Source organism: Amycolatopsis thermoflava N1165 (assembly GCF_000473265.1).
Lineage (GTDB): Bacteria > Actinomycetota > Actinomycetes > Mycobacteriales > Pseudonocardiaceae > Amycolatopsis_E > Amycolatopsis_E thermoflava.
Map to the genome: position 1 here is coordinate 7,821,184 of NZ_KI421511.1, position 18,359 is coordinate 7,839,542.

Annotated in this window: 20 protein-coding genes; 7 read left to right on the plus strand and 13 right to left on the minus strand. The window is 72.2% G+C overall.

Annotation, left to right across the window (positions count from 1 at the left end):
* Window positions 1-2 precede the first annotated feature (2 nt).
* Window positions 3-500 (minus strand): hypothetical protein, encoded by a 498-nt coding sequence (locus AMYTH_RS0138910; protein ID WP_027934766.1) that lies wholly within the window; start codon window positions 498-500, stop codon window positions 3-5.
* Window positions 501-629: 129 nt separating this feature from the next.
* Between AMYTH_RS0138910 and AMYTH_RS0138915 the strand changes: the two genes are divergently transcribed.
* Together AMYTH_RS0138915 and AMYTH_RS0138920 are read left to right on the plus strand one after the other, a co-directional pair.
* Complete coding sequence (locus tag AMYTH_RS0138915; protein ID WP_027934767.1) at window positions 630-1,223, plus strand: TetR/AcrR family transcriptional regulator; 594 nt, start codon at window positions 630-632, stop codon at window positions 1,221-1,223.
* A gap of 182 nt (window positions 1,224-1,405) precedes the next feature.
* Window positions 1,406-2,338: an LLM class F420-dependent oxidoreductase gene (locus AMYTH_RS0138920; protein WP_027934768.1), complete on the plus strand. Its 933-nt coding sequence runs from the start codon at window positions 1,406-1,408 to the stop codon at window positions 2,336-2,338.
* A 28-nt stretch (window positions 2,339-2,366) separates the two neighbouring features.
* Here AMYTH_RS0138920 and lipB read toward each other — a convergent pair whose 3' ends face one another.
* From lipB to lpdA, 7 genes are all read right to left on the minus strand, one after another.
* Window positions 2,367-3,110, minus strand: coding sequence for a lipoyl(octanoyl) transferase LipB (gene lipB, locus AMYTH_RS0138925; protein WP_017984080.1), 744 nt, complete (start codon window positions 3,108-3,110; stop codon window positions 2,367-2,369).
* Window positions 3,111-3,120: 10 nt separating this feature from the next.
* Window positions 3,121-3,753, minus strand: coding sequence for a phosphatase PAP2 family protein (locus AMYTH_RS0138930; RefSeq protein ID WP_027934769.1), 633 nt, complete (start codon window positions 3,751-3,753; stop codon window positions 3,121-3,123).
* Window positions 3,750-4,628 (minus strand): TIGR01777 family oxidoreductase, encoded by an 879-nt coding sequence (locus AMYTH_RS0138935; protein ID WP_027934770.1) that lies wholly within the window; start codon window positions 4,626-4,628, stop codon window positions 3,750-3,752. The genes AMYTH_RS0138930 and AMYTH_RS0138935 overlap by 4 nt, the downstream gene beginning before the upstream one ends.
* A gap of 41 nt (window positions 4,629-4,669) precedes the next feature.
* Window positions 4,670-5,122 carry an ArsR/SmtB family transcription factor gene (locus AMYTH_RS0138940; protein ID WP_027934771.1) on the minus strand — a complete coding sequence of 151 codons (453 nt, stop codon included), beginning with the start codon at window positions 5,120-5,122 and terminating at the stop codon, window positions 4,670-4,672.
* 16 nt (window positions 5,123-5,138) lie between these two features.
* On the minus strand, window positions 5,139-6,209 hold the full coding sequence (locus tag AMYTH_RS0138945; RefSeq protein ID WP_027934772.1) for a serine hydrolase: 1,071 nt from the start codon (window positions 6,207-6,209) through the stop codon (window positions 5,139-5,141).
* A gap of 66 nt (window positions 6,210-6,275) precedes the next feature.
* Window positions 6,276-8,066, minus strand: a complete 1,791-nt coding sequence (sucB, locus tag AMYTH_RS0138950) for a 2-oxoglutarate dehydrogenase, E2 component, dihydrolipoamide succinyltransferase (RefSeq protein ID WP_027934773.1) — start codon at window positions 8,064-8,066, stop codon at window positions 6,276-6,278.
* A 41-nt stretch (window positions 8,067-8,107) separates the two neighbouring features.
* Window positions 8,108-9,481 carry a dihydrolipoyl dehydrogenase gene (lpdA, locus tag AMYTH_RS0138955; RefSeq protein ID WP_027934774.1) on the minus strand — a complete coding sequence of 458 codons (1,374 nt, stop codon included), beginning with the start codon at window positions 9,479-9,481 and terminating at the stop codon, window positions 8,108-8,110.
* 138 nt (window positions 9,482-9,619) lie between these two features.
* Here lpdA and AMYTH_RS0138960 point away from each other — a divergent pair, with 138 nt between their 5' ends.
* The gene (locus tag AMYTH_RS0138960; protein ID WP_027934775.1) at window positions 9,620-9,961 is read left to right on the plus strand and encodes a hypothetical protein; all 342 of its coding nucleotides are present in this window, start codon (window positions 9,620-9,622) and stop codon (window positions 9,959-9,961) included.
* 3 nt (window positions 9,962-9,964) lie between these two features.
* Here the strand turns inward: AMYTH_RS0138960 and AMYTH_RS0138965 are convergent, their stop codons facing one another.
* Window positions 9,965-10,990: an NAD(P)-dependent alcohol dehydrogenase gene (locus AMYTH_RS0138965; protein ID WP_027934776.1), complete on the minus strand. Its 1,026-nt coding sequence runs from the start codon at window positions 10,988-10,990 to the stop codon at window positions 9,965-9,967.
* A 77-nt stretch (window positions 10,991-11,067) separates the two neighbouring features.
* Here AMYTH_RS0138965 and AMYTH_RS0138970 point away from each other — a divergent pair, with 77 nt between their 5' ends.
* On the plus strand, window positions 11,068-11,655 hold the full coding sequence (locus AMYTH_RS0138970; protein WP_027934777.1) for a TetR family transcriptional regulator: 588 nt from the start codon (window positions 11,068-11,070) through the stop codon (window positions 11,653-11,655).
* Here AMYTH_RS0138970 and AMYTH_RS0138975 read toward each other — a convergent pair.
* Window positions 11,652-13,157, minus strand: coding sequence for a leucyl aminopeptidase (locus tag AMYTH_RS0138975; RefSeq protein WP_027934778.1), 1,506 nt, complete (start codon window positions 13,155-13,157; stop codon window positions 11,652-11,654). The two genes, AMYTH_RS0138970 and AMYTH_RS0138975, sit on opposite strands and share 4 nt — an antisense overlap.
* 99 nt (window positions 13,158-13,256) lie before the next feature.
* Here AMYTH_RS0138975 and AMYTH_RS0138980 point away from each other — a divergent pair, with 99 nt between their 5' ends.
* Window positions 13,257-14,234: a hypothetical protein gene (locus AMYTH_RS0138980; protein ID WP_027934779.1), complete on the plus strand. Its 978-nt coding sequence runs from the start codon at window positions 13,257-13,259 to the stop codon at window positions 14,232-14,234.
* Here the strand turns inward: AMYTH_RS0138980 and AMYTH_RS0138985 are convergent.
* Window positions 14,203-14,511: a hypothetical protein gene (locus AMYTH_RS0138985; protein WP_027934780.1), complete on the minus strand. Its 309-nt coding sequence runs from the start codon at window positions 14,509-14,511 to the stop codon at window positions 14,203-14,205. The two genes, AMYTH_RS0138980 and AMYTH_RS0138985, sit on opposite strands and share 32 nt — an antisense overlap.
* A 60-nt stretch (window positions 14,512-14,571) precedes the next feature.
* On the opposite strand from AMYTH_RS0138985, the gene AMYTH_RS0138990 reads away from it, so the two are divergent.
* Together AMYTH_RS0138990 and AMYTH_RS0138995 are read left to right on the plus strand one after the other, a co-directional pair.
* Window positions 14,572-15,675: a branched-chain amino acid aminotransferase gene (locus AMYTH_RS0138990; protein WP_027934781.1), complete on the plus strand. Its 1,104-nt coding sequence runs from the start codon at window positions 14,572-14,574 to the stop codon at window positions 15,673-15,675.
* Between the two features lie 107 nt (window positions 15,676-15,782).
* Window positions 15,783-16,256, plus strand: a complete 474-nt coding sequence (locus AMYTH_RS0138995; RefSeq protein WP_027934782.1) for a hypothetical protein — start codon at window positions 15,783-15,785, stop codon at window positions 16,254-16,256.
* 13 nt (window positions 16,257-16,269) lie between these two features.
* On the opposite strand, the gene cobT is transcribed toward AMYTH_RS0138995, so the two are convergent.
* The gene (cobT, locus tag AMYTH_RS0139000) at window positions 16,270-17,313 is read right to left on the minus strand and encodes a nicotinate-nucleotide--dimethylbenzimidazole phosphoribosyltransferase (protein ID WP_027934783.1); all 1,044 of its coding nucleotides are present in this window, start codon (window positions 17,311-17,313) and stop codon (window positions 16,270-16,272) included.
* A 16-nt stretch (window positions 17,314-17,329) separates the two neighbouring features.
* Window positions 17,330-18,319 carry an aldo/keto reductase family protein gene (locus AMYTH_RS0139005; RefSeq protein WP_027934784.1) on the minus strand — a complete coding sequence of 330 codons (990 nt, stop codon included), beginning with the start codon at window positions 18,317-18,319 and terminating at the stop codon, window positions 17,330-17,332.
* Window positions 18,320-18,359 lie beyond the last annotated feature (40 nt).

Consider the following 18,359-nt stretch of genomic DNA (forward strand, 5'->3'; position numbering starts at 1 on the left):
GATCACGCGCTCGGGGCCAGCATGCGCAGCAGGCGGTCGAACGGGCGCGCCGGACGCAGCCCGGGACCTTCGCTCAGCAGGGCCTCGAAGGCCGCGCCGACCTTGGCCACCTCGTCCACCGGCTCGTCCGGCTCGGCCAGCCCGGCCGCGATGGCGAGCATCGCCTGCTCGGCGCGGTGCGCGGCCTTCAGCGCCGGGTATTCGTCGCGATGGGCGGCGACGACCTGGTACAACGCGCGGTTGCGCCGGACCGCGGCGGTCCAGGCGCGCTTGACGGCGTCCACGTGGTCGTTGTCGCTCTCGACCTGGGCGCGCAGGTGGCCGCTGAGCAGCTGGGTCCACCGGTAGTGCAGCGCGAGCATGAGGTTTTCGCGCGTGCCGAAGGCCTTCTCGGCACCGGGGATCTCGTCGAAGGGCAGCGGGTCCTGCGGGTCGCGGGCCGCCGCGGTCAGGACGGCGTCCAGGATGTCGCGCCGTCGGTAGAAGTCGTTCCAGCTCACGGGTCCTCCCCAAGTTGTGACCCCGGCCATACTCTGGGTTTGAAGCATACCGTCGGTATGGTGCCGACACTGCGAACATACCACGGGTATGGAAACGGAAACCGGCGTAAGCTTGTGAGCGTGGTGACAATGCGGTCCAGGCGTCTCGACTATTCGGAGTCCACGCGGTCGGCCCTGGTGAACAGTGCTGTGGAGCTGTTCACCAAACGGGGCTACGCCGGCACTTCGCTCGACGAGGTCGCCAAGCGCGCCCGGGTCACGAAAGGTGCCCTGTATCACCATTTCAGTGGAAAGCAGGCGCTCTTCGAAGCGGCGTTCGAGAAGGTGGAGAGCCGGGTTTTCGGGCGCCTGGAAGAGATCATGGGCGGCAGCGGCACGCCGTGGGAGCGGGCGCTGGCTGGGCTGCGGGAGTTCATCTCCAGCTGCCTCGACCCGGCCTACCAGCGGATCGCGATCCACGAGGCGCCGGTGGTGATGGGCTGGGAGCGCTGGCGGGAGGCCGAGGACAGGGCGAGCTTCGGGCTGATCCGGTCGAGCCTGGAGGACCTGATCGAGGCGGGCGAGGTGGACGAGGTCCCGGTCGAGATCACCGCGCGGCTGCTGTTCGGGGCCCTGCACAGCGCGGCGACCGAGATCGCCAGCTCACCCGACCCGAAGAAGGTCGGCGCCCAGATCGAAGCGGTGATCGTGCAGCTGCTGCACCGCGTGCGCCGCACCGCCTAGCTTTTGAACGATGCAGGCAGCCGGCACCGCCGCGGGTTCTCAGGCGGCCTCTCGCGAGGACAGCGCCGACGTGGTGAACCTGCGTTCATGAGGAGGCGATCCCACAGCGAGAGGTCGTCTGAGGTTCCGCTACCCGCACCGCCACGTAAGCCCGTTACCGGAGATTCCTTAGGGTGGAGACCGTGGACTTGAGGATCTTCACCGAACCGCAGCAGGGCGCGAGCTACGACGATCTCCTGCGCGTCGCCAAGGCGACCGAGGACAACGGCTTCGACGCCTTCTTCCGTTCCGACCACTTCCTGAAGATGGGCTCCGCCTCCGGGCTGCCCGGCCCGACCGACGCCTGGGTGACCCTCGGCGCGCTGGCCCGCGAGACCTCCCGCATCCGGCTGGGCACGCTGGTCACCGCCGCGACGTTCCGGCACCCGTCGGTGCTGGCGATCTCCGTGGCGCAGGTCGACCAGATGTCCGGCGGCCGCGTCGACTTCGGACTCGGTTCCGGCTGGTACGACGCCGAGCACCAGGCCTACGGCATCCCGATGCCGGAGATCAAGGAGCGCTTCGACCTCTACGCCGAGCAGCTGGAGATCATCACCGGCCTGTGGGAGACCCCCGAGGGCGAGACGTTCTCCTTCGACGGCAAGCACTACCAGCTCGCCGACGCGCCCGCGCTGCCCAAGCCGGCCCAGTCGCCGCGCCCGCCGGTGATCATCGGCGGTGGCGGCAAGAAGCGCACCCCGGCGCTCGCGGCCCGCTTCGCCGACGAGTTCAACGCCGCGTTCGTCGACGCCGCCACCGCCGCCACCCAGTTCGAGCGCGTGGACGCCGCGTGCCGCGAGATCGGCCGCGACCCGAAGGCGGTCATCCGCTCCGCGGCCCAGGTGGTGGCGGTCGGCAAGGACGACGCCGAGTTCGCCCGCCGCGCCGCCGCGATCGGCCGCGAGACCGACGAGGTGAAGCAGAACGGCCTGGCAGGCACCGTGGACGAGGTGGTCGACAAGATCGGCCGCTACCGCGAGGCCACCGGCGTCACCCGCCTCTACCTGCAGGTGCTGGACCTGTCCGACCTGGACCACCTCGAGCTGATCGCCTCGAAGGTCGCCCCGCAGCTGTGACCGCGCGTCCTCCGGTCCTGGGCTCGGCTCAGGGCCGGAGGGCGAACGTCACGCCCGGCGCCGAGGGCGCCGAATCCTCGCGGCGCAGCCACCGGTCGTCCGACACCGCCAGCTCGCCGTCCAGCGCGGCCAGCACGGCGTCGCGGGCCAGGGGGAGCGCCTCGGCGACCGGGACGTCCCGCTCCAGCTCGAACGACAGCGACGTCACGCCGGCGTCCCGGATCCCGCACGGCACGATCTTGTCGAACGCCGTCAGGTCCGCGTTGCAGTTCAGCTCGAAGCCGTGCATCGTCACGCCGCGCTGCACGCGGATGCCGATCGCCGCGATCTTGCGCTCCGGGCCGCGCTCGTCGGCGGGCACCCACACGCCGCTGCGGCCCTCGACCCGCCCGGTGTAGACGCCGAACTGGTCGCACACCCGGATCAGCGCCTCCTCCAGGCGCCGCACGTAGTGCACGACGTCGATCGGGTCACCCAGCTTGACGATGGGGTAGCCGACCAGCTGTCCCGGCCCGTGCCAGGTGATCTTCCCGCCCCGGTCGACGTCGATCACCGGCGTGCCGTCGGTCGGCCGGTCGGCGTCCTCGGTGCGCTTGCCCGCGGTGTAGACCGACGGGTGCTCCAGCAGCAGGAGTGTGTCCGGGGCCTCCGAGCAGTCCGCCCGCGCGTTCACCAGCTCCCGCTGCAACTCCCAGGCTTGCAGGTAGTCGATGGTGCCGATGTTCTTGACGGTGACGGGGGTGCTGGCGGCGCGGCAGGACTTGGGACTCACGACTGGCAGGTTACGCCGACCGCGGCGCCGAGGGCACGGGCTGTGGCGGTAACAACCGCACCGCCCACCCCGTGAGAAAACCCACGCCGAGCACGCCGAGCACGGCGCCGACGGTGTCGCTGACCCAGTGCACCCCGAGTATCACCCGGCTCGCCGCGCACAGCACCGTCGCGACCGAGAAGAACACCACGACCCACTTCGTCAGCTTCGGCGCGAGCCACAGGCACAGCAGCGCCGCCGCGAGCCCGGTGCTGGAGATCGACACCACGTGGCCGCTGGGGTAGCTGAACTCCGGGTACTCGCGGGGCCGGTCGCGCACGAACAGCGGTTTGAAGACCACGCTCACCAGCCGGGTGGCGGCGAGCACGGCCAGCACCCGCAGCGCCACGCCCGCCTGGTACCGCATGCCGCGCCACAGGCACACGACGATCCCGACCGCGAGCGCGATCGCGAAGATCGCGGGCACGACCGGTCCGAACGCGTCGCTGACCACCTGCGCCACCCGTCCCGGCGTGCCGCGCCACCAGCCCTGCACCAGGCCGGCTACGGCCAGATCGACGGCGTACGGCGGCCGCGCCACCGCCACGCCCAGCCCGAGGAACAGGACGAAGAACGCGCCGCCGAGCGGAAGCCACCTGGTCAAAGGGCGACCGCCAATGCGCCCTCGAGGTCGGTGTGCACGAACGTGAACCCGGCCTTCTCCAGCACCGCAGGCACCGCCCGCTGCGAGATCAGCGCCATCTCGTCGGCCACCTCGCCGAGCGCCGCCCGCAACGCGAACCCGGGCGCCCACCACGGGGCGGGCCGCCGCAGCACGTGCCCCATCGCGCGGGTGAACTCGGCGTTGGTCGCCGGCTCCGGGTTGCACACGTTCACCGGGCCGGACAGCGTCTCGTGCTCGATCAGGAACCGCATCGCGGACACGTGGTCGCGCAGGCTGATCCACGGCATGTACTGCTTGCCGTCACCCAGCTTGCCGCCGAGGCCGAGCCAGAACAGCGGCTTGAGCGGCCCGAGCAGGCCCTCCTTGGACAGCACCAGACCGGTGCGCAGGTTCACCACGCGCGAGCCCGCCTCCGTCGCAGGCGCGGCCGCCGCCTCCCACGCCTCGCACAGCTCGGCCAGGAACCCCTGACCCCGTGGCGCGGTCTCGGTCACCACGGTGTCGCCGGTGTCGCCGTAGTAGCCGATCCCGGAGGCGTTGACGAGGGTCGGGATGCGGTACTCCGCGACGGCCTCGGCCAGCACCTCGGTGGGCTCGATCCGGCTGTCGCGGATCATCTGCTTGCGGGCCGCGCTCCACCGCAGCCCCATCGGCGAGCCGCACAGGTTGACGACGGTGGTGACGTCTTCGAACGCGCGGTCGTCGATCCGGCCCGCGGGCGGGTCCCACGAGTGCTCGTCGGCGGCCCTGGCCGGACGCCGTACCAGCCGGCGCACGTCGTGCCCCGAGTCGCGCAGCGTGGCGACGAGCGCCGAGCCGAGTAGCCCGCTGGATCCGGCGATCAGTACTCGCATACCCCGATCGTTGCTCACGCCGCCGTTTCGCGCACGTTCCCTCACCGCAGTTGCCCGGCGACGTCGGCGGCCGCGGTCAGCAACACGAGCACGGGGATCGTTGCGCGGGCGGGCAACCGGTAGCTGCCGCGCTTGTCCGGCTCGACGATCCCGGCGCCGGTCAACGCTTTGAGGTGGTGGTACAGCTGCCCGGTCGAGCCGAGCCCGGCGGCCTCCTGCAGCGCGGCGGCAGGCTGCGACCCGCGCGCGGCCAGCGCCCGCACGATCGCCAGGCGCGCCGGATTGCCCAGCGCCGCCAGCACTTCCGCGCGGGGACCGTCGTCGAGGGCCAGCGCGCGGGCCGGGGTCACGGTGATCTCCCACTCGAGTTCGAGGGGCTCCTCGGTGCGGCCGCGGTAACCGACCATCCCCGTCCCGTCCGCCCTGGCGCCGCTTTCCAGCGCGGCCACCCGGCGTTCCAGGTCCGCCAGACGGTTGAGCACGTCGTCGTTCACGGACCCAGCATGACGGTCAGCCGCGCAGCGCCCGCACGAGCCCGTCGAAACCCTCCCGCGTGGACAGTGCGGCGAGCCCGGCGCGCAGGAACGGCCCCTGGTTGGCGAAATCCGCGTCGGCCACGTCGTCGAGCAGGAGCGCGAGGCTCGCGGCGCGTCCGTCCGGCCACCGCACGGTCATCCCGGTGGCCAGCACTCGCGGCAGGCTGCCGCCCTTGAACGCGACCGCGGCGGCGCCGGGCGGGACGAGCGCGGCGAACGGCTCTTCCAGGTGGCGCCGCACGACGGTCTCGCCGAAGCGGCCGGCCGCGAGCGCCCGGTGCATCGCGAACAGCCCGGCCGCGCTCCCACGCCCGTGCCCGCGCGTCCAGGCCACCTGGGCCTCGGCGCCCGGCGGGGTCTGGAAGCGGGCGAGCACCTCGTCCCGGAACGCCGGCTCGGTGGCGAACCGGCGCGCCAGCCGGTCGCCCGCGCCGGGCCGCAGCGCGGGGGAGCGCGGGAGGAACTCGGGGAACAGCAGCAGGAGCACCTCGCCGCAGAACGACCGGAGGTCGGGCCGGAGCCAGCCGCCGCGGGCGGCCGCCGCGGTCAGGGCCTGGTCGCCGAGGCGGTGGCGCAGGTAGTCGGCCGCGGAGTTGTCGCTGAAGACGATCATCGCGCGCGCCAGCCGATCCAGCGGGACCGTCGCGTCCGGGGCGAGCGCGTTGCCCCGGTCGGTGTGCGGGATGCCGAGTTCCTGGAGCGCGAACAGGTGCGCGCCGCCGTCGCCGCCGAACGGGTAGAACGCCTCCCAGTCGCCGAGCCGCACCGGCTCGTCCGGGTCCAGACCGCGCTCGACCGCGGTGGCGTAGGCGGCGAGGTGCACGACCTTGATCGTGGACGCCAGGATCTGCGGGGCGTGCGGCCGGTGCGCCACCCGGCGTCCGTCGGCGTCCACGGCCAGCGCGCCGACCCGGTCGCGGTGCCGGGCGATCCAGTCGAACCAGCCCTGCGGGGTGGACGTGTCGGCGACCGCGGTCGCGGGCACGGCGAGCGTGGCCACGCCGGCGAGCGCCGCGGAGCCGAGCAGAGTGCGCCGGGAAAGCACGAAGACCCCCTCCTCCAGTTTTCCGTAATTACGGAATACCGGCGGAGGGGGTCTCCGGTCAAGCGGCTACAGACCCAGCTCGTCCTCGAAGTGGCCCTCTTCCAGGCGGTTCTTGATCGTGGTCAGGAACCGGCCCGCGTCCGCGCCGTCGATCAGGCGGTGGTCGTAGGTCAGGGCCAGGTAGGCCATCGACCGGATGGCGATGGTGTCCTGCCCGTCCGCGTCGGTGACCACGACCGGCCGCTTCACCACCGCGCCGACGCCCAGGATCCCGGACTGCGGCTGGTTGATGATCGGCGTGTCGAACAGGGCGCCGTTGCTGCCCAGGTTGGTCACCGTGAAGGTGCCGCCCGACAGCTCGTCCGGCTTGATCTTGTTCGCGCGGGTGCGGGCCGCGACGTCCGCGATCGCCCGGGCCAGGCCCGCCAGGTTCAGCTCGCCAGCCTTGTGGATGACCGGGGAGATCAGGCCCTTCTCGGTGTCCACCGCGACGGCGAGGTGCTCCTCGCCGAAGTAGGTGATCTCCTTCTTCTCCTCGTCCAGGTAGGCGTTGATGTTCGGGTGCTGCTTGAGCGCCTCGACCGTCGCCTTCGCGAAGAACGGCAGGAAGGTGAGCTTCACGCCCTCCCGCTCCTGGAAGGCGGCCTTCGCCTGCTGACGCAGCCGGGCGATCTTGGTGACGTCCACCTCGAACACCTGGGTGAGCTGCGCCGAGGTCTGCAGCGACTCGCGGGTGCGCTGCGCGATGACCTGGCGGATCCGGCTCGCCTTCTGCGTGGTGCCACGCAGTGCGGCCAGCTCCGGCGACGGGGCAGCCGGGGCCTTGGCGGCGGGGGCGCTCGGCGCGGCGGCCGGGGCCTGCGCGGCGGGCGCCTGGGCGGCCGGAGCGCTCTGCTTCTGCTTCGCCTCGGCCGCCGCCAGCACGTCCTGCTTGCGGATGCGGCCGCCGACACCACTGCCGGTCACCGACGCCAGGTCGATGCCGTGCTCGGTGGCGAGCTTGCGCACCAGCGGAGTGACGTACGGGCCGCTGCCGTTGCCGTCGCTCGCGGCCGGGGCGGCCTGCGGCTGCGGAGCCGGCTGCTGCGGCGCGGGCTGCTGGGGGGCCGGCTGCTGGGGAGCCTGCTGCGGAGCGGGCGCCTGCGCGGCCGGGGTGGGCTCGGGCTTCGGTTCCGGCTTCGGCTCGGCCTTGGGCTCCGGCGCCTTCGGCTGCTCCTGCTGCTCGGCGGGCGCGGCGCTCGCGTCGCCGATGATGGCGAGCGTGCCGCCGACCTCGACGGTCTCGTCCTCACCGACGCTGATCTCCAGCAGCGTGCCCGCGATTGGCGACGGGACCTCGGTGTCGACCTTGTCGGTCGAGATCTCCAGCAGCGGCTCGTCCACCTCGACCGTGTCGCCGACCGACTTCAGCCAGCGGGTGACGGTGCCCTCGGTGACGCTCTCGCCCAGCTCGGGCAGCGTGACCGGCGTGCCCTGAGCGGAACCGCTCGGCGCGGGCTGCGCCTCCGGGGCGGACTGCTGCTGCGGCGCGGACTGCTCCGGCTCGGGCTCGGGCTCCGGCTCGGGCTGGGCCTGCTGCGCGGGCGCCTGCTCCTGCGCGGGGGCGGAACCGCCGCCGGAACCGTCGTCGATCACGGCGAGCTCGCCGCCGACCTCGACGGTCTCGTCCTCCTGGGCGACGATCTTCTGCAGCGTGCCTGCGACCGGCGACGGGACCTCGGTGTCGACCTTGTCGGTCGAGATCTCCAGCAACGGCTCGTCGACCGCGACCGTGTCACCCTCCTGCTTGAGCCAGCGGGTGACGGTGCCCTCGGTAACGCTCTCCCCGAGCTCCGGCAGTGTGACGGAGAAGGCCATCGTGAATTGACTCCCTTGAATCTTTGTCGGCTGCGGTCCGGTCAGCTGTGCACGTGCAGTGGCTTGCCGGCCAGGGCAAGGTGTGCTTCGCCGAGGGCCTCGGTCTGGGTCGGGTGGGCGTGGATCAGCGGAGCGACGTCCTCCGGGAAGGCCTCCCAGTTGTAGATCAGCTGGGCTTCGCCGATCAGTTCGCCGACCCGGTCCCCGACCAGGTGCAGGCCGACGACCGGCCCGTCCGGCGCCTTGATCACCTTGATCGCGCCGGAAGTCTTGAGGATCTGGCTCTTGCCGTTGCCGGCCAGGTCGTACGTGAAGGTCTGCACGTCCGAGCCGTAGCGCTCCTTGGCAGCCGCCTCGCTCAGGCCGACGGAAGCGACCTCGGGGTGGCTGTAGGTGACGCGCGGGATGCCGGCCTCGTCGATCGCCTTCGGCTCCAGGCCGGCGATCTCCTCGGCGACGAAGATGCCCTGGGCGAAGCCGCGGTGCGCGAGCTGCAGGCCGGGGACGATGTCGCCGACGGCGTAGACGTTCGGCAGGTTGGTGCGCAGGCGCTCGTCGGTGATGACGAACCCGCGCTCCATCCGGACGCCGGCCTCCTCGTAGCCGTGGCCCGCGGTGTTGGGGCCGCGGCCGACGGCGACCAGCAGCAGGTCGGCCTCCAGCGTCTCACCGGACTCCAGGGACACGGTCACGCCGTTGTCGTCCTGCTTGGCGCCGGTGAACTTCACGCCGGTCTTGAAGTTGATCTTGCGACGGCGGAACGCCCGCTCGAGCTGCTTGCTGGCGAACTCGTCCTCGGCCGGGACCAGCCGCGGCAGCGCCTCGACGATCGTCACGTCCACGCCGAAGGAGGCCCACACGCTGGCGAACTCGACGCCGATGACGCCGCCGCCGAGCACGACGACCTTCTCCGGGATCCAGTCCAGGGTCAGCGCCTCGTCGCTGGCGATGATCCGGCCGCCCAGCTCCAGGCCCGGCAGGGTCTTCGAGTACGAGCCGGTGGCCAGGACCAGGTTCTTGCCCGTGTACCGGGTGCCGTCGACCTCGACCGTGGTGCCGCCGACGAACGTGCCGGTGCCCTCGACGACGGTCACCTTGTGGGCCTTGGCCAGGCCCTGCAGCCCCTTGTAGAGGCGGCTGATGACGCCGTCCTTGTACTTGTGGACGCCGGCGATGTCGACGCCCTCCAGGGTGGTCTTCACGCCGAACTGCTCGCCCTCGCGGGCGGTGTCGGCGACTTCGGCCGCGTGGAGCAGGGCCTTGGTCGGGATGCAGCCGCGATGCAGGCACGTCCCGCCCAGCTTGTCCTTCTCGATCAGGATGACGGACTGGCCCAGCTCCGCGGCGCGGAAGGCCGCGGCGTAGCCGCCGGATCCGCCACCGAGGATCACCAGGTCGGCGCCAGCGTCGCTCACGTCGTTTACTCCTCGTTTTACGTCCAAACCCTCATCATCTTGTCACTACGTAGTCCGGCCCTGCGAGGTAGCCGGGTGTGTTAATCGGCGCACTTCTGATCCCCGGGATAATGGCGGGGGAGGGCAGGCGGAGATGAGGTGGTCGAGGTGGGTCTGTTCGACGGTCTGAAGCGCAGACGCGGCGCCGGGAAACCGGGCACGCTGCGCCGTGCCAGTGACGCTGACCTGCGTCATCTGGAGGGCTGGGCGGCCGCGCGGCGGGGCGTCGAGGCGTTCGTCGAGCCGCGGACGACGGTCACCGAGACCACCGTCGTCCTGGTCGCGCACGACGGCGAATGGACGCGGCGCCGGATCGGCAGCCTGGACGCCGCGCAGCAGTTCGGGCGCAAGCATTCGATCCCGGTGTACGAGGTCGCGAAAGTCGGTTACCCGAAGCGCATGCGCGAATACACAGAGCGGCAGAAGCGCGCCAAGGGCTGAGATTCAGTCCAGGTCGGACAGATCGAGGACGAAGCGGTAGCGGACGTCGCCCCGGGCCAGCCGCTCCAGCGCGTCGTTCACCCCGGCCGAGGGGAGCACCTCGACGTCGGCGGTGATCCCGTGGGCGGCGCAGAAGGCGAGCATGGCGGCGGTCGCGGGCCTGCCACCGCTGCCCGCCGAGCTGAGCTTCTTGCGCCCGACCAGCAGGTCGAGGGTCTCCACCGTGACCGGCCCCAGGTGCCCGAGGTGGCTGAGCGTGCCGTCCAGCGCCACGAGGCGCAGGTAGGCGCCCAGGTCGTGGGGCGCGGAGATGGTGTCGATCAGGATGTCGAACCGCCCCCGCGCGTCCGCCATGCGAGCCGGGTCCGTCGAGTCGAGCAGGTCGGCCGCGCCGAGCCGGCGCGCGTCACCCGCCTTGTCCGCCGACCGGCTGATCACCGTGGTCTCGGCGCCGAGCGCCACCGCGAACTTGACCGCGAGGTGACCCAGCCCGCCCAGCCCGGCCACGGCGACCCGGGTGCCCGGCCCGGCGCCCAGGCTGTGCAGCGGTTCCCACACGGTGATCCCGGCGCACATCAGTGGTGCGGCGCCCGCGGGGCCGAGGCCTGCCGGGAGCGGGTAGGCGAACCGGTCGCGGACGACGTACTCCCGTGAGTAGCCGCCCAATGTCGTGGAGCCGTCGTGGCGGTCGGTGCCGCCGTAGGTGAGGGTGGGGAAGTCGTGGCAGAAGTTCTCCTGCCCCGCGAGGCACATGGCGCAGGTCCCGCAGGAGTCCACGATGTTGCCGACGGCGACCGCGTCCCCGGCGGCGAAGTCGGTCACCGCGGATCCCGTGGCGGTGACCACGCCGGTGAACTCGTGGCCGGGCACGAGTGGAGTGTCGCCTGCCCGCACCGCGTGCAGGTCGGTGTGGCAGACGCCGCAGTAGTCGACCCGGACCGCCAGGTCGTCGGGCCGCAGCTCCCGCCGCTGGACGGGCGCCTGTCGTAGCGTCCCCGCGACCGCATGCCATCCCGTCGTCGTCCGCATGGACGCCTCCTTCAAACAGACTGTTCGGTTTGTTTCGACCGTAACAGACCGAACAGTCTGTTTGCTAGGGTCGTCTCATGTCCGATCTGCCCGCCACCGCCCGCGGCGCCGCGACCCGTCAGCGCATCCTGGAGGAGGCGACCCGCGAGTTCGCCGAACACGGGATCGCCGGTGCCCGCGTCGAGCGCATCGTGGCCGCGGCGCGCACCAACAAGGCGCAGCTTTACGGCTACTTCGGCAGCAAGGAAGGGCTGTTCGACGCGATCTTCTCCGCCTCACTGGAACGGATCGTGAACGTCGTGCCCATCGACGCGGGCGACCTGGCGGACTGGGCGGTGCGGCTCTACGACGAGTACCTCCGCCGGCCCGACCTCATCCGGCTCGCCACCTGGGCGCGGCTGGAGCGCAGGCCCGCCGGGCACCTCGTCGAGGACGCAGACCGCCTCGACGACCACAAGCTGCGCGCGATCGCCGAGGCGCAGGCCGCGGGCAAGGTGGTGCCCGGGGACCCGTTCGACATCATGGCGCTGGTGATCGCCCTGTCGATGGCGTGGTCCCCGGTGAGCAACGTCTACGCCGCGACGGCCGAGGAGCCCGGCGAGGTCCACGACCGCCGCCGGGCGCTCCTCCGCGAAGCGGTTCGCCGCGCCGTGACGCCGGACTAGCCCTGGTCGGCGATGTCCGCCAGCACGGCGGCGATGGTGCGGACCGGGACGCCGGTGCCGCCCTTGCCGGTGTAGCCCCACGGCGCGCCGGTGTTGAACGACGGGCCAGCGATGTCGATGTGCGCCCACGGCAGGCCCTCGGCGACGAACTCGCGCAGGAAGATGCCCGCCGCGAGCATCCCGCCCCAGCGGTGCCCGGTCACGTTCGCCAGGTCGGCCAGCCGCGAGTCCAGGTCGCCGCGCAGCTCCTCGGGCAGCGGCATCGGCCAGCCGCCCTCGCCGGTCGCCTGCGCGATCGCCGCCACCCGGTCACGGAACTCGTCCGAGCCCATGATCCCGGCGGTGCGGTTGCCCAGCGCCACCATCTGCGCGCCGGTCAGGGTCGAGGTCTCGATCAGGTAGTCCGGGTCGTCCTCGGCGGCGCGCACGATCGCGTCGGCCAGCACCAGGCGGCCCTCGGCGTCGGTGTTGAGCACCTCGACGGTCTTGCCGCCGTACATGCTCAGCACGTCGCCCGGCCGGTAGGAGGTGCCCGACGGCAGGTTCTCCGCGAGCGGGATGTTGGCGGTGACCTCGAGCGGGTACTTGAGCTTGGCCGCGAGCACGACCGAGGCGAGCACCGCGGCGGCCCCGGACATGTCCGAGGTCATGTGGTCCATGTTCGCGGCGGGCTTGATCGAGATGCCGCCCGAGTCGAACGTGATGCCCTTGCCGACCAGAGCGACCTTCTTGGCCGCCTTCGGGCCCTTGTAGGACACGCGGACCAGGCGCGGCGGGCGGGACGAGCCGCCGCCGACGCCGAGGATCCCGCCAAAGCCCTTGCGCTTGAGCTGCTTCTCGTCGAGCACCTCGAAGTCGAGGTCGTTGGCCTCGGCGAGCTTGCGGGCGCGCTCGGCGAAGGAGGCCGGGAACAGGTCGTTGGGCGGGGTGTTGATCAGGTCGCGGGCGATGATCACGGCCTCGGCGATCGCGGTCGCGGCCTTCAGCGTCGCGGTGTGCGCGCGCTTGGTGCCGTCGGCCGGCGTGGCGAAGTCGACCGCCGCGACCGGCGCGTCACCCGGCTCGGACTTGTACTCGGTGAACTTGTAGGCGCCCAGCGCGGTGCCCTCCACCGCGGCCTGCAGGTCCACAGCGGACAGCGTGGACACGGCCCGCGCGGTGCCGGCCAGCGCGCGCCCGGCGGCCCCCGCGGCGCGGCGCACCTGCTCGGCCGTCACGGTGCCGTCCCCGTCGGCGCGGCCGAGGCCGACCGCCAGCACGACCGCGGCGGGCAGCTTGCCAAGCGTGGGCAGCTTCACGACCTCCTCGGCCTTGCCGGAGGCGCCCACGGTGGCCAGCAGCTCGGCCAGCGAGCCGTCGAAGGCCTCGTCGACGGCCTCCGCGCCCGGCGCCAGCGTCACGGCCTTGTCGCCCTGGAGCGTCCCGACCACGACGACCTCGGCCCGGCTCTTGCCGAGCGCGGCGCCGGTGTTCTCGATCAGGGCAAACTTCGGCACGGTCACTTGTGGCTCCTCGCGCATCCATCGACGGTCGTGCCGGGTGGGGTACCCGGCCAGGTAGTGAGCCATGCTAATGAGGACGGAGCCCGGCAGGAGAGGCAGGTGGTGGGCGTGCGGCTGGCGGCGGGACTGCTGATCGCGCTGGCCGTGGGCGCGCAGGCGGGCGGCTGGTGGCTGCTCGGCGGCGCCGTGGTGGCGGCGCTGCTGGCGTTCTGCGTGCCCGAGCCTCCCGCGCTGGAGCCGAACCCCGCCCGGCTGGTGGCCGCCACGCGCCTGGTGTCCCGCCTCGCGCTGGTGCCGCTGTTCGCGTCGGTGTTCACCGCCTACCTGTTCCCCGGGCAGCCGTGGGCGGGCGCGGTCGTCGCGCTGGTGGTCACCGCGGCCGACGCGGCCGGGCTGCGGCTGGCGAGGTACGCGCGGGCGTGGCTGCTGGGCATCCTGCTGGTCGCCGGGGCCGGTTTCGTGGCGCTGAGCTTCGCGATCGAGCCCGCGCAACCGGTGACCGCGCCGCACTTCACGATCGGCGGGCTGTTCGCGGCGGGCGCGGTGGTGTTCCCGTTGCTGCCGCGGCACAACCCGTCCTGGCTCGCGGGTTCGGTGATGGTGGTGCTGGCCATCGGCGCGGGCGCGCTGTACCAGCTCGGCCCGGTGCGGCTGGCGTTGTCCAGCGTGCCGGTGCGGGACGCGCTGGCCGCGCTGGACGGGCAGGTGCTGAACCCGTTGCTGGCCGGGGTCGTCGTGCTGTCCACTGTGCCCGCCGCGCTGCTCGCGATCGGCGGCGCCCGCGAGGAGCTGGCGTGGCCGCGCGCGTCCGTCGCTTGTGGACTGATCGCCGCGGTCGCGGCCGTGCTGCTGGACCCGGACCAGGCGCTGCTGCTGGCCGCGGCGGCCGCGCTGGCCGAGGTGCTGGTGACCGCGGTGCTGTCGATGATCACCGGGATCACCGCGCGCGGCGTGATCGCGGCGGTACTTGCCGTGACGCTGCTGGCCTGGCTGCCGCCGGTCTATCTACTGGGGACGGTGGTCGCCGTCGCGGCAGGCGCCGCCGTCACGCCACGAGCAGAAACGCCAGCAGCGTGATCAGCGCGGTGGCGACGGTGAGGACGATCAGCGACTTCGCCGGCAGGTCGCGCGGGAACACCTTCTTGTCGTGGACGCTGCGCCACCACACGATTCCGAAGATGCCGCCGACCAGGCCGATGATCCCGCCGAACACGCCGAGCAGGGCGTAGCCGAGGAGCGTCAGCTCGCCCACCGCGAAGGTGAGCAGGACGGCGGTGACGAAGGTCTTGACGTCGGAGGCGGGTCCGGCGGACACGGAGTTCGGCGTGGCGGTCTGCGGCACGTTGGCGGTCACGCCGCCATGGTAGGGGAGTAGGCGATTCTCGGAAGTCCAACTGACAGTTATCCTGGTCGAATGACGACCACGTTGCCCTTCACCCGTACCCCGCACCCGTCTCCCGCTTCCGCGGAGCGTGTAGCCGAGGTACTGGCGAAGCCGGGCTTCGGGACGTTCTTCACCGACCACATGGTCACGATCAAGTACAGCAAGGACCGCGGCTGGTACGACGCGAACGTCGGCCCTTACGAGCCGGTCACGCTCGACCCCGCCACCTCCGTGCTGCACTACGCGCAGGCGATCTTCGAGGGCCTCAAGGCCTACCGCCAGCCGGACGGGTCGGTCGCGGCCTTCCGTCCGGACGCCAACGCGGCCCGGTTCCGCAAGTCGGCGGCCCGAATCGCGATGCCGGAGCTGCCCGAGGAGCTGTTCCTCGGCTCGTTGCAGGAGCTGATCGCGGCCGACGAGCGGTGGGTGCCCAGCAACCCGGGCGACACGCTGTACCTGCGCCCGTTCATGATCTCCACCTCGGTGGGGCTCGGCGTGAACGCGCCGGCGAGCGAGTACCTGTACCTGGTGATCGCCTCGCCCGCCGGCTCGTACTTCACCGGCGGGATCAAGCCGGTGAGCGTGTGGCTGTCCACCGAGTACGTGCGGGCCGCCCCGGGCGGCACCGGCGCGGCGAAGTTCGCCGGCAACTACGCGGCGTCCTTCGTGGCGCAGTCGCAGGCCGTGGAGAAGGGCTGCGACCAGGTGGTGTGGCTCGACGCGGTGGAGCGCCGCTTCGTCGAGGAGATGGGCGGCATGAACCTGTTCTTCGTGTTCGGCTCGGGTTCGGATGCCCGGATCGTCACGCCGGAGCTGTCCGGTTCGCTGCTGCCCGGCGTCACGCGTGATTCGCTGCTCAAGCTGGCCGCGGACCACGGCCTCGGCATCGAGGAGCGCCGGATCTCCACCGACGAGTGGGAGAAGGCGGCCGCGTCCGGTGAGCTGACCGAGGTGTTCGCGTGCGGCACCGCGGCGGTCATCACGCCGGTCGGCCGGGTCAAGCACGCGGGCGGCGAGTTCACCATCGCGGGCGGCGAGCCCGGCGAGGTGACGATGAAGCTGCGCGCCGAGCTGACCGGCATCCAGGAGGGCACGCGCCCCGACCCGCACGGCTGGATGCACAAGCTGTCCTGATCGCTTCGACGTGAAGGGCCACCCCGTTCCGGCTGGGTGGCCCTTCGTCGTTGTTGAGGAGGCGCGGGCGCGCCGGATGAACTCCAGCCGCTCCGACGACGGGTGCCGTGCTCACGCTGGATCCGCTCGCTGTTGTCCGCCTGCATGCGGTGGAGCGAGTCCCGCAGCCGGTGTCGCCACCGTGGAAAGCCTCCAGCAGGCGCATCCACTCGGCCGCGACCTTCCGCCCCTCCGCGGAAGCCGGGGGCGACCCCGGTCTCGACGGCCCGCTGCACGCGGGGGATCAGGTCCTGCCACCTCCGCTGGACGTCCTCCTGCTCGCCGAGCCGCGATCGGCGCTCGGCCAGCTCCGCCGGCTGGGTTTCGCTGAAGGACTGCTTCACCGACTCGTCCACCGCGGTCACCTCCCGGATCAGAGCCAGGCAGCCGGTGACGCCTGCCGGTCCGTCGACGGCCGCCAGCATCCTGGTGAGGTGCGCCCGGAGCGTGCGCATCGCGCCAGCTCGCCGACCTTGGAGAACCTGCCGTTCACCCACTTCCCCCAGCGCCTTTGCGCCGATGTGGACGACGCTGGGACCTGACGTCACGTGAGGATCAAGCGTTCGGCGGCGTGACCCCGGCTTCCGCGTGCGTCGGCAGGTCCGTGAGCAGCCGGGCGGCCGTGATCAGCAGCGGGAGGGCCGTCGCGGCGCCGGTGCCGTCGCCGAGCCGGATGCCCAGGTCGACGACCGGCTTGAGGTCCAGGTGGTCCAGCGCCATCTGGTGCGCCGGCTCGGCGTCGCGGTGCGCGGCCTGCCACCACGAACGCGCGCCGGGCGCCAGTTCCTCCGCCACCAGCGCCGCCGCGCCCACCGCGAGCCCGTCCAGCAGCACCGGCGTGCGCCGCACCGCGGCCTGCGCCAGGAAACCGGTCAACGCGGCCAGGTCCGCGCCCCCCGCGGTGCGCAGCAGCGCGACCGGGTCGGGCAGCGCCGCCCGCGCCCGTCGCAGCGCGTCCCGGATCGCCACGGTCTTGCGCATCCACGCGTTGTCGTCGATACCCGACCCGCGGCCGACCACGGCCACCGGCTCGGCGCCGGTCAGCGCGGCGACCAGCACCGCGGCCGGCGTGGTCGCCCCGACCCCGACGCTGCCCGCGACGAGCAGATCGGCGCCCTCGTCCACCTCGGCGTCCGCGATCGCCATGCCGGCCCGCAGGGCGGCCCGCACCTCGTCCTCGGTGAGGGCGTCCTCGACGTCGATCGACCCCGAGCCCGCCCGCACCTTGTACTCGGCGACCGGCGTCTCCCCGTCCACCGCGATGTCCACCACACGCAGCCCGGCGTCGGCCACCGCGGCGGCGACCGCGACCGGCCCGGCGCCCTTGAGCAGGTTGTCCACCAGCTGCCCGGTGACCTCCGGCCGGTAGGCGGACACGCCCTTCGCGGCGATCCCGTGGTCCCCGGCGAACACGATCACCCGTGGCCGCTGGAACCGCCGCGGCGGCGCCGAGCCCTGGCAGGCCGCGACCCACGCGCCGAGCGCCTCCAGCTCACCCAGCGCGGACACCGGTTTGAGCAGCTCGGCGTGCCGCCGCACCGCCTCGGCGCGGGCGGCTTCGTCGGGCTGGGGGACATCGGCGAACGACACGTCAGTCACGGCGCCAAACCTATCGTCAGCCTGCCCGGGCGGTCAGGCGCGGATCGTCCTCGACCACGCCCAGCAGCACCGAGTCGATCTCGGTCAGCAGGTCGGCGTCGAGCTTCACGCCGGCCGCCTTCACGTTCTCGTGCACCTGCTCCGGCCGCGAAGCGCCGACGATCGCCGAGGAGACGTTCGGGCTCTGCAGCACCCAGGCCACCGCCAGCTGCGCCAGCGTCAGCCCGGCCTGCGCGGCAAGCGGCTCCAGTCGGGCCACGCGCTCGAGCACCTCGTCCCGCAGGAAGCGCTGCACGAACCGCGAGCCGTTCTCGTCGGTGGCGCGCGACCCGGCGGGCGGCGGCTGGCCCGGCTTGTACTTGCCGGTCAGCACACCCTGCGCGATCGGCGACCAGACGATCTGGCTCAGGCCCTCGCGCTCGCTCGCGGGCACGACCTGCGCCTCGATGACGCGCCAGAGCATGTTGTACTGCGGCTGGTTCGACACGAACGGGATCCGCAGCTCGCGGGCCAGCGCGGCGCCGCGGGTGATCTCCTCGGCGTTCCACTCGGACACCCCGACGTAGAGCACCTTGCCCTGGCGGACCAGGTCGGCGAAGGCCGACATGGTCTCCTCCAGCGGCACGGTCGGGTCGAACCGGTGTGCCTGGTAGAGGTCGATGTGGTCGGTCTGCAGCCGCTTCAGCGAGGCGTGGCAGGACTCGATGATGTGCTTGCGGCCCAGCCCGCGGTCGTTCGGGCCGCCGGGGCCGGTCGGCCAGAACACCTTCGTGCAGATCTCCAGGCTCTCCCGGCGCTGACCGGCGAGACCGCGGCCGAGCACCGACTCGGCCACCGTGTTCGCGTAGACGTCGGCGGTGTCGAAGGTCGTGATCCCCGCGTCCAGCGCGGCCCTGATGCAGGCCTGGGCCTGCTCCTCCTCGATCTGGGAGCCGTGGGTGAGCCAGTTCCCGTAGGCGATCTCACTGACGGACAGGCCACTGCGGCCGAGACGGCGAAACTCCATGTCCGGCAGCCTACCGGAAATGGTTCGCCTTGCTAACGAC

Excerpts from the sequence above, each read along its gene's own strand:
- AMYTH_RS0138935 (WP_027934770.1), bottom strand. The coding sequence starts at position 4,628 with ATGCGAGTACTGATCGCCGGATCCAGCGGGCTACTCGGCTCGGCGCTC.
- AMYTH_RS0139005 (WP_027934784.1), bottom strand. The coding sequence starts at position 18,319 with ATGGAGTTTCGCCGTCTCGGCCGCAGTGGCCTGTCCGTCAGTGAGATC.
- AMYTH_RS0138990 (WP_027934781.1), top strand. The coding sequence starts at position 14,572 with ATGACGACCACGTTGCCCTTCACCCGTACCCCGCACCCGTCTCCCGCT.
- AMYTH_RS0138965 (WP_027934776.1), bottom strand. The coding sequence starts at position 10,990 with ATGCGGACGACGACGGGATGGCATGCGGTCGCGGGGACGCTACGACAG.
- AMYTH_RS0138970 (WP_027934777.1), top strand. The coding sequence starts at position 11,068 with ATGTCCGATCTGCCCGCCACCGCCCGCGGCGCCGCGACCCGTCAGCGC.
- AMYTH_RS0138915 (WP_027934767.1), top strand. The coding sequence starts at position 630 with ATGCGGTCCAGGCGTCTCGACTATTCGGAGTCCACGCGGTCGGCCCTG.
- sucB (WP_027934773.1), bottom strand. The coding sequence starts at position 8,066 with ATGGCCTTCTCCGTCACACTGCCGGAGCTCGGGGAGAGCGTTACCGAG.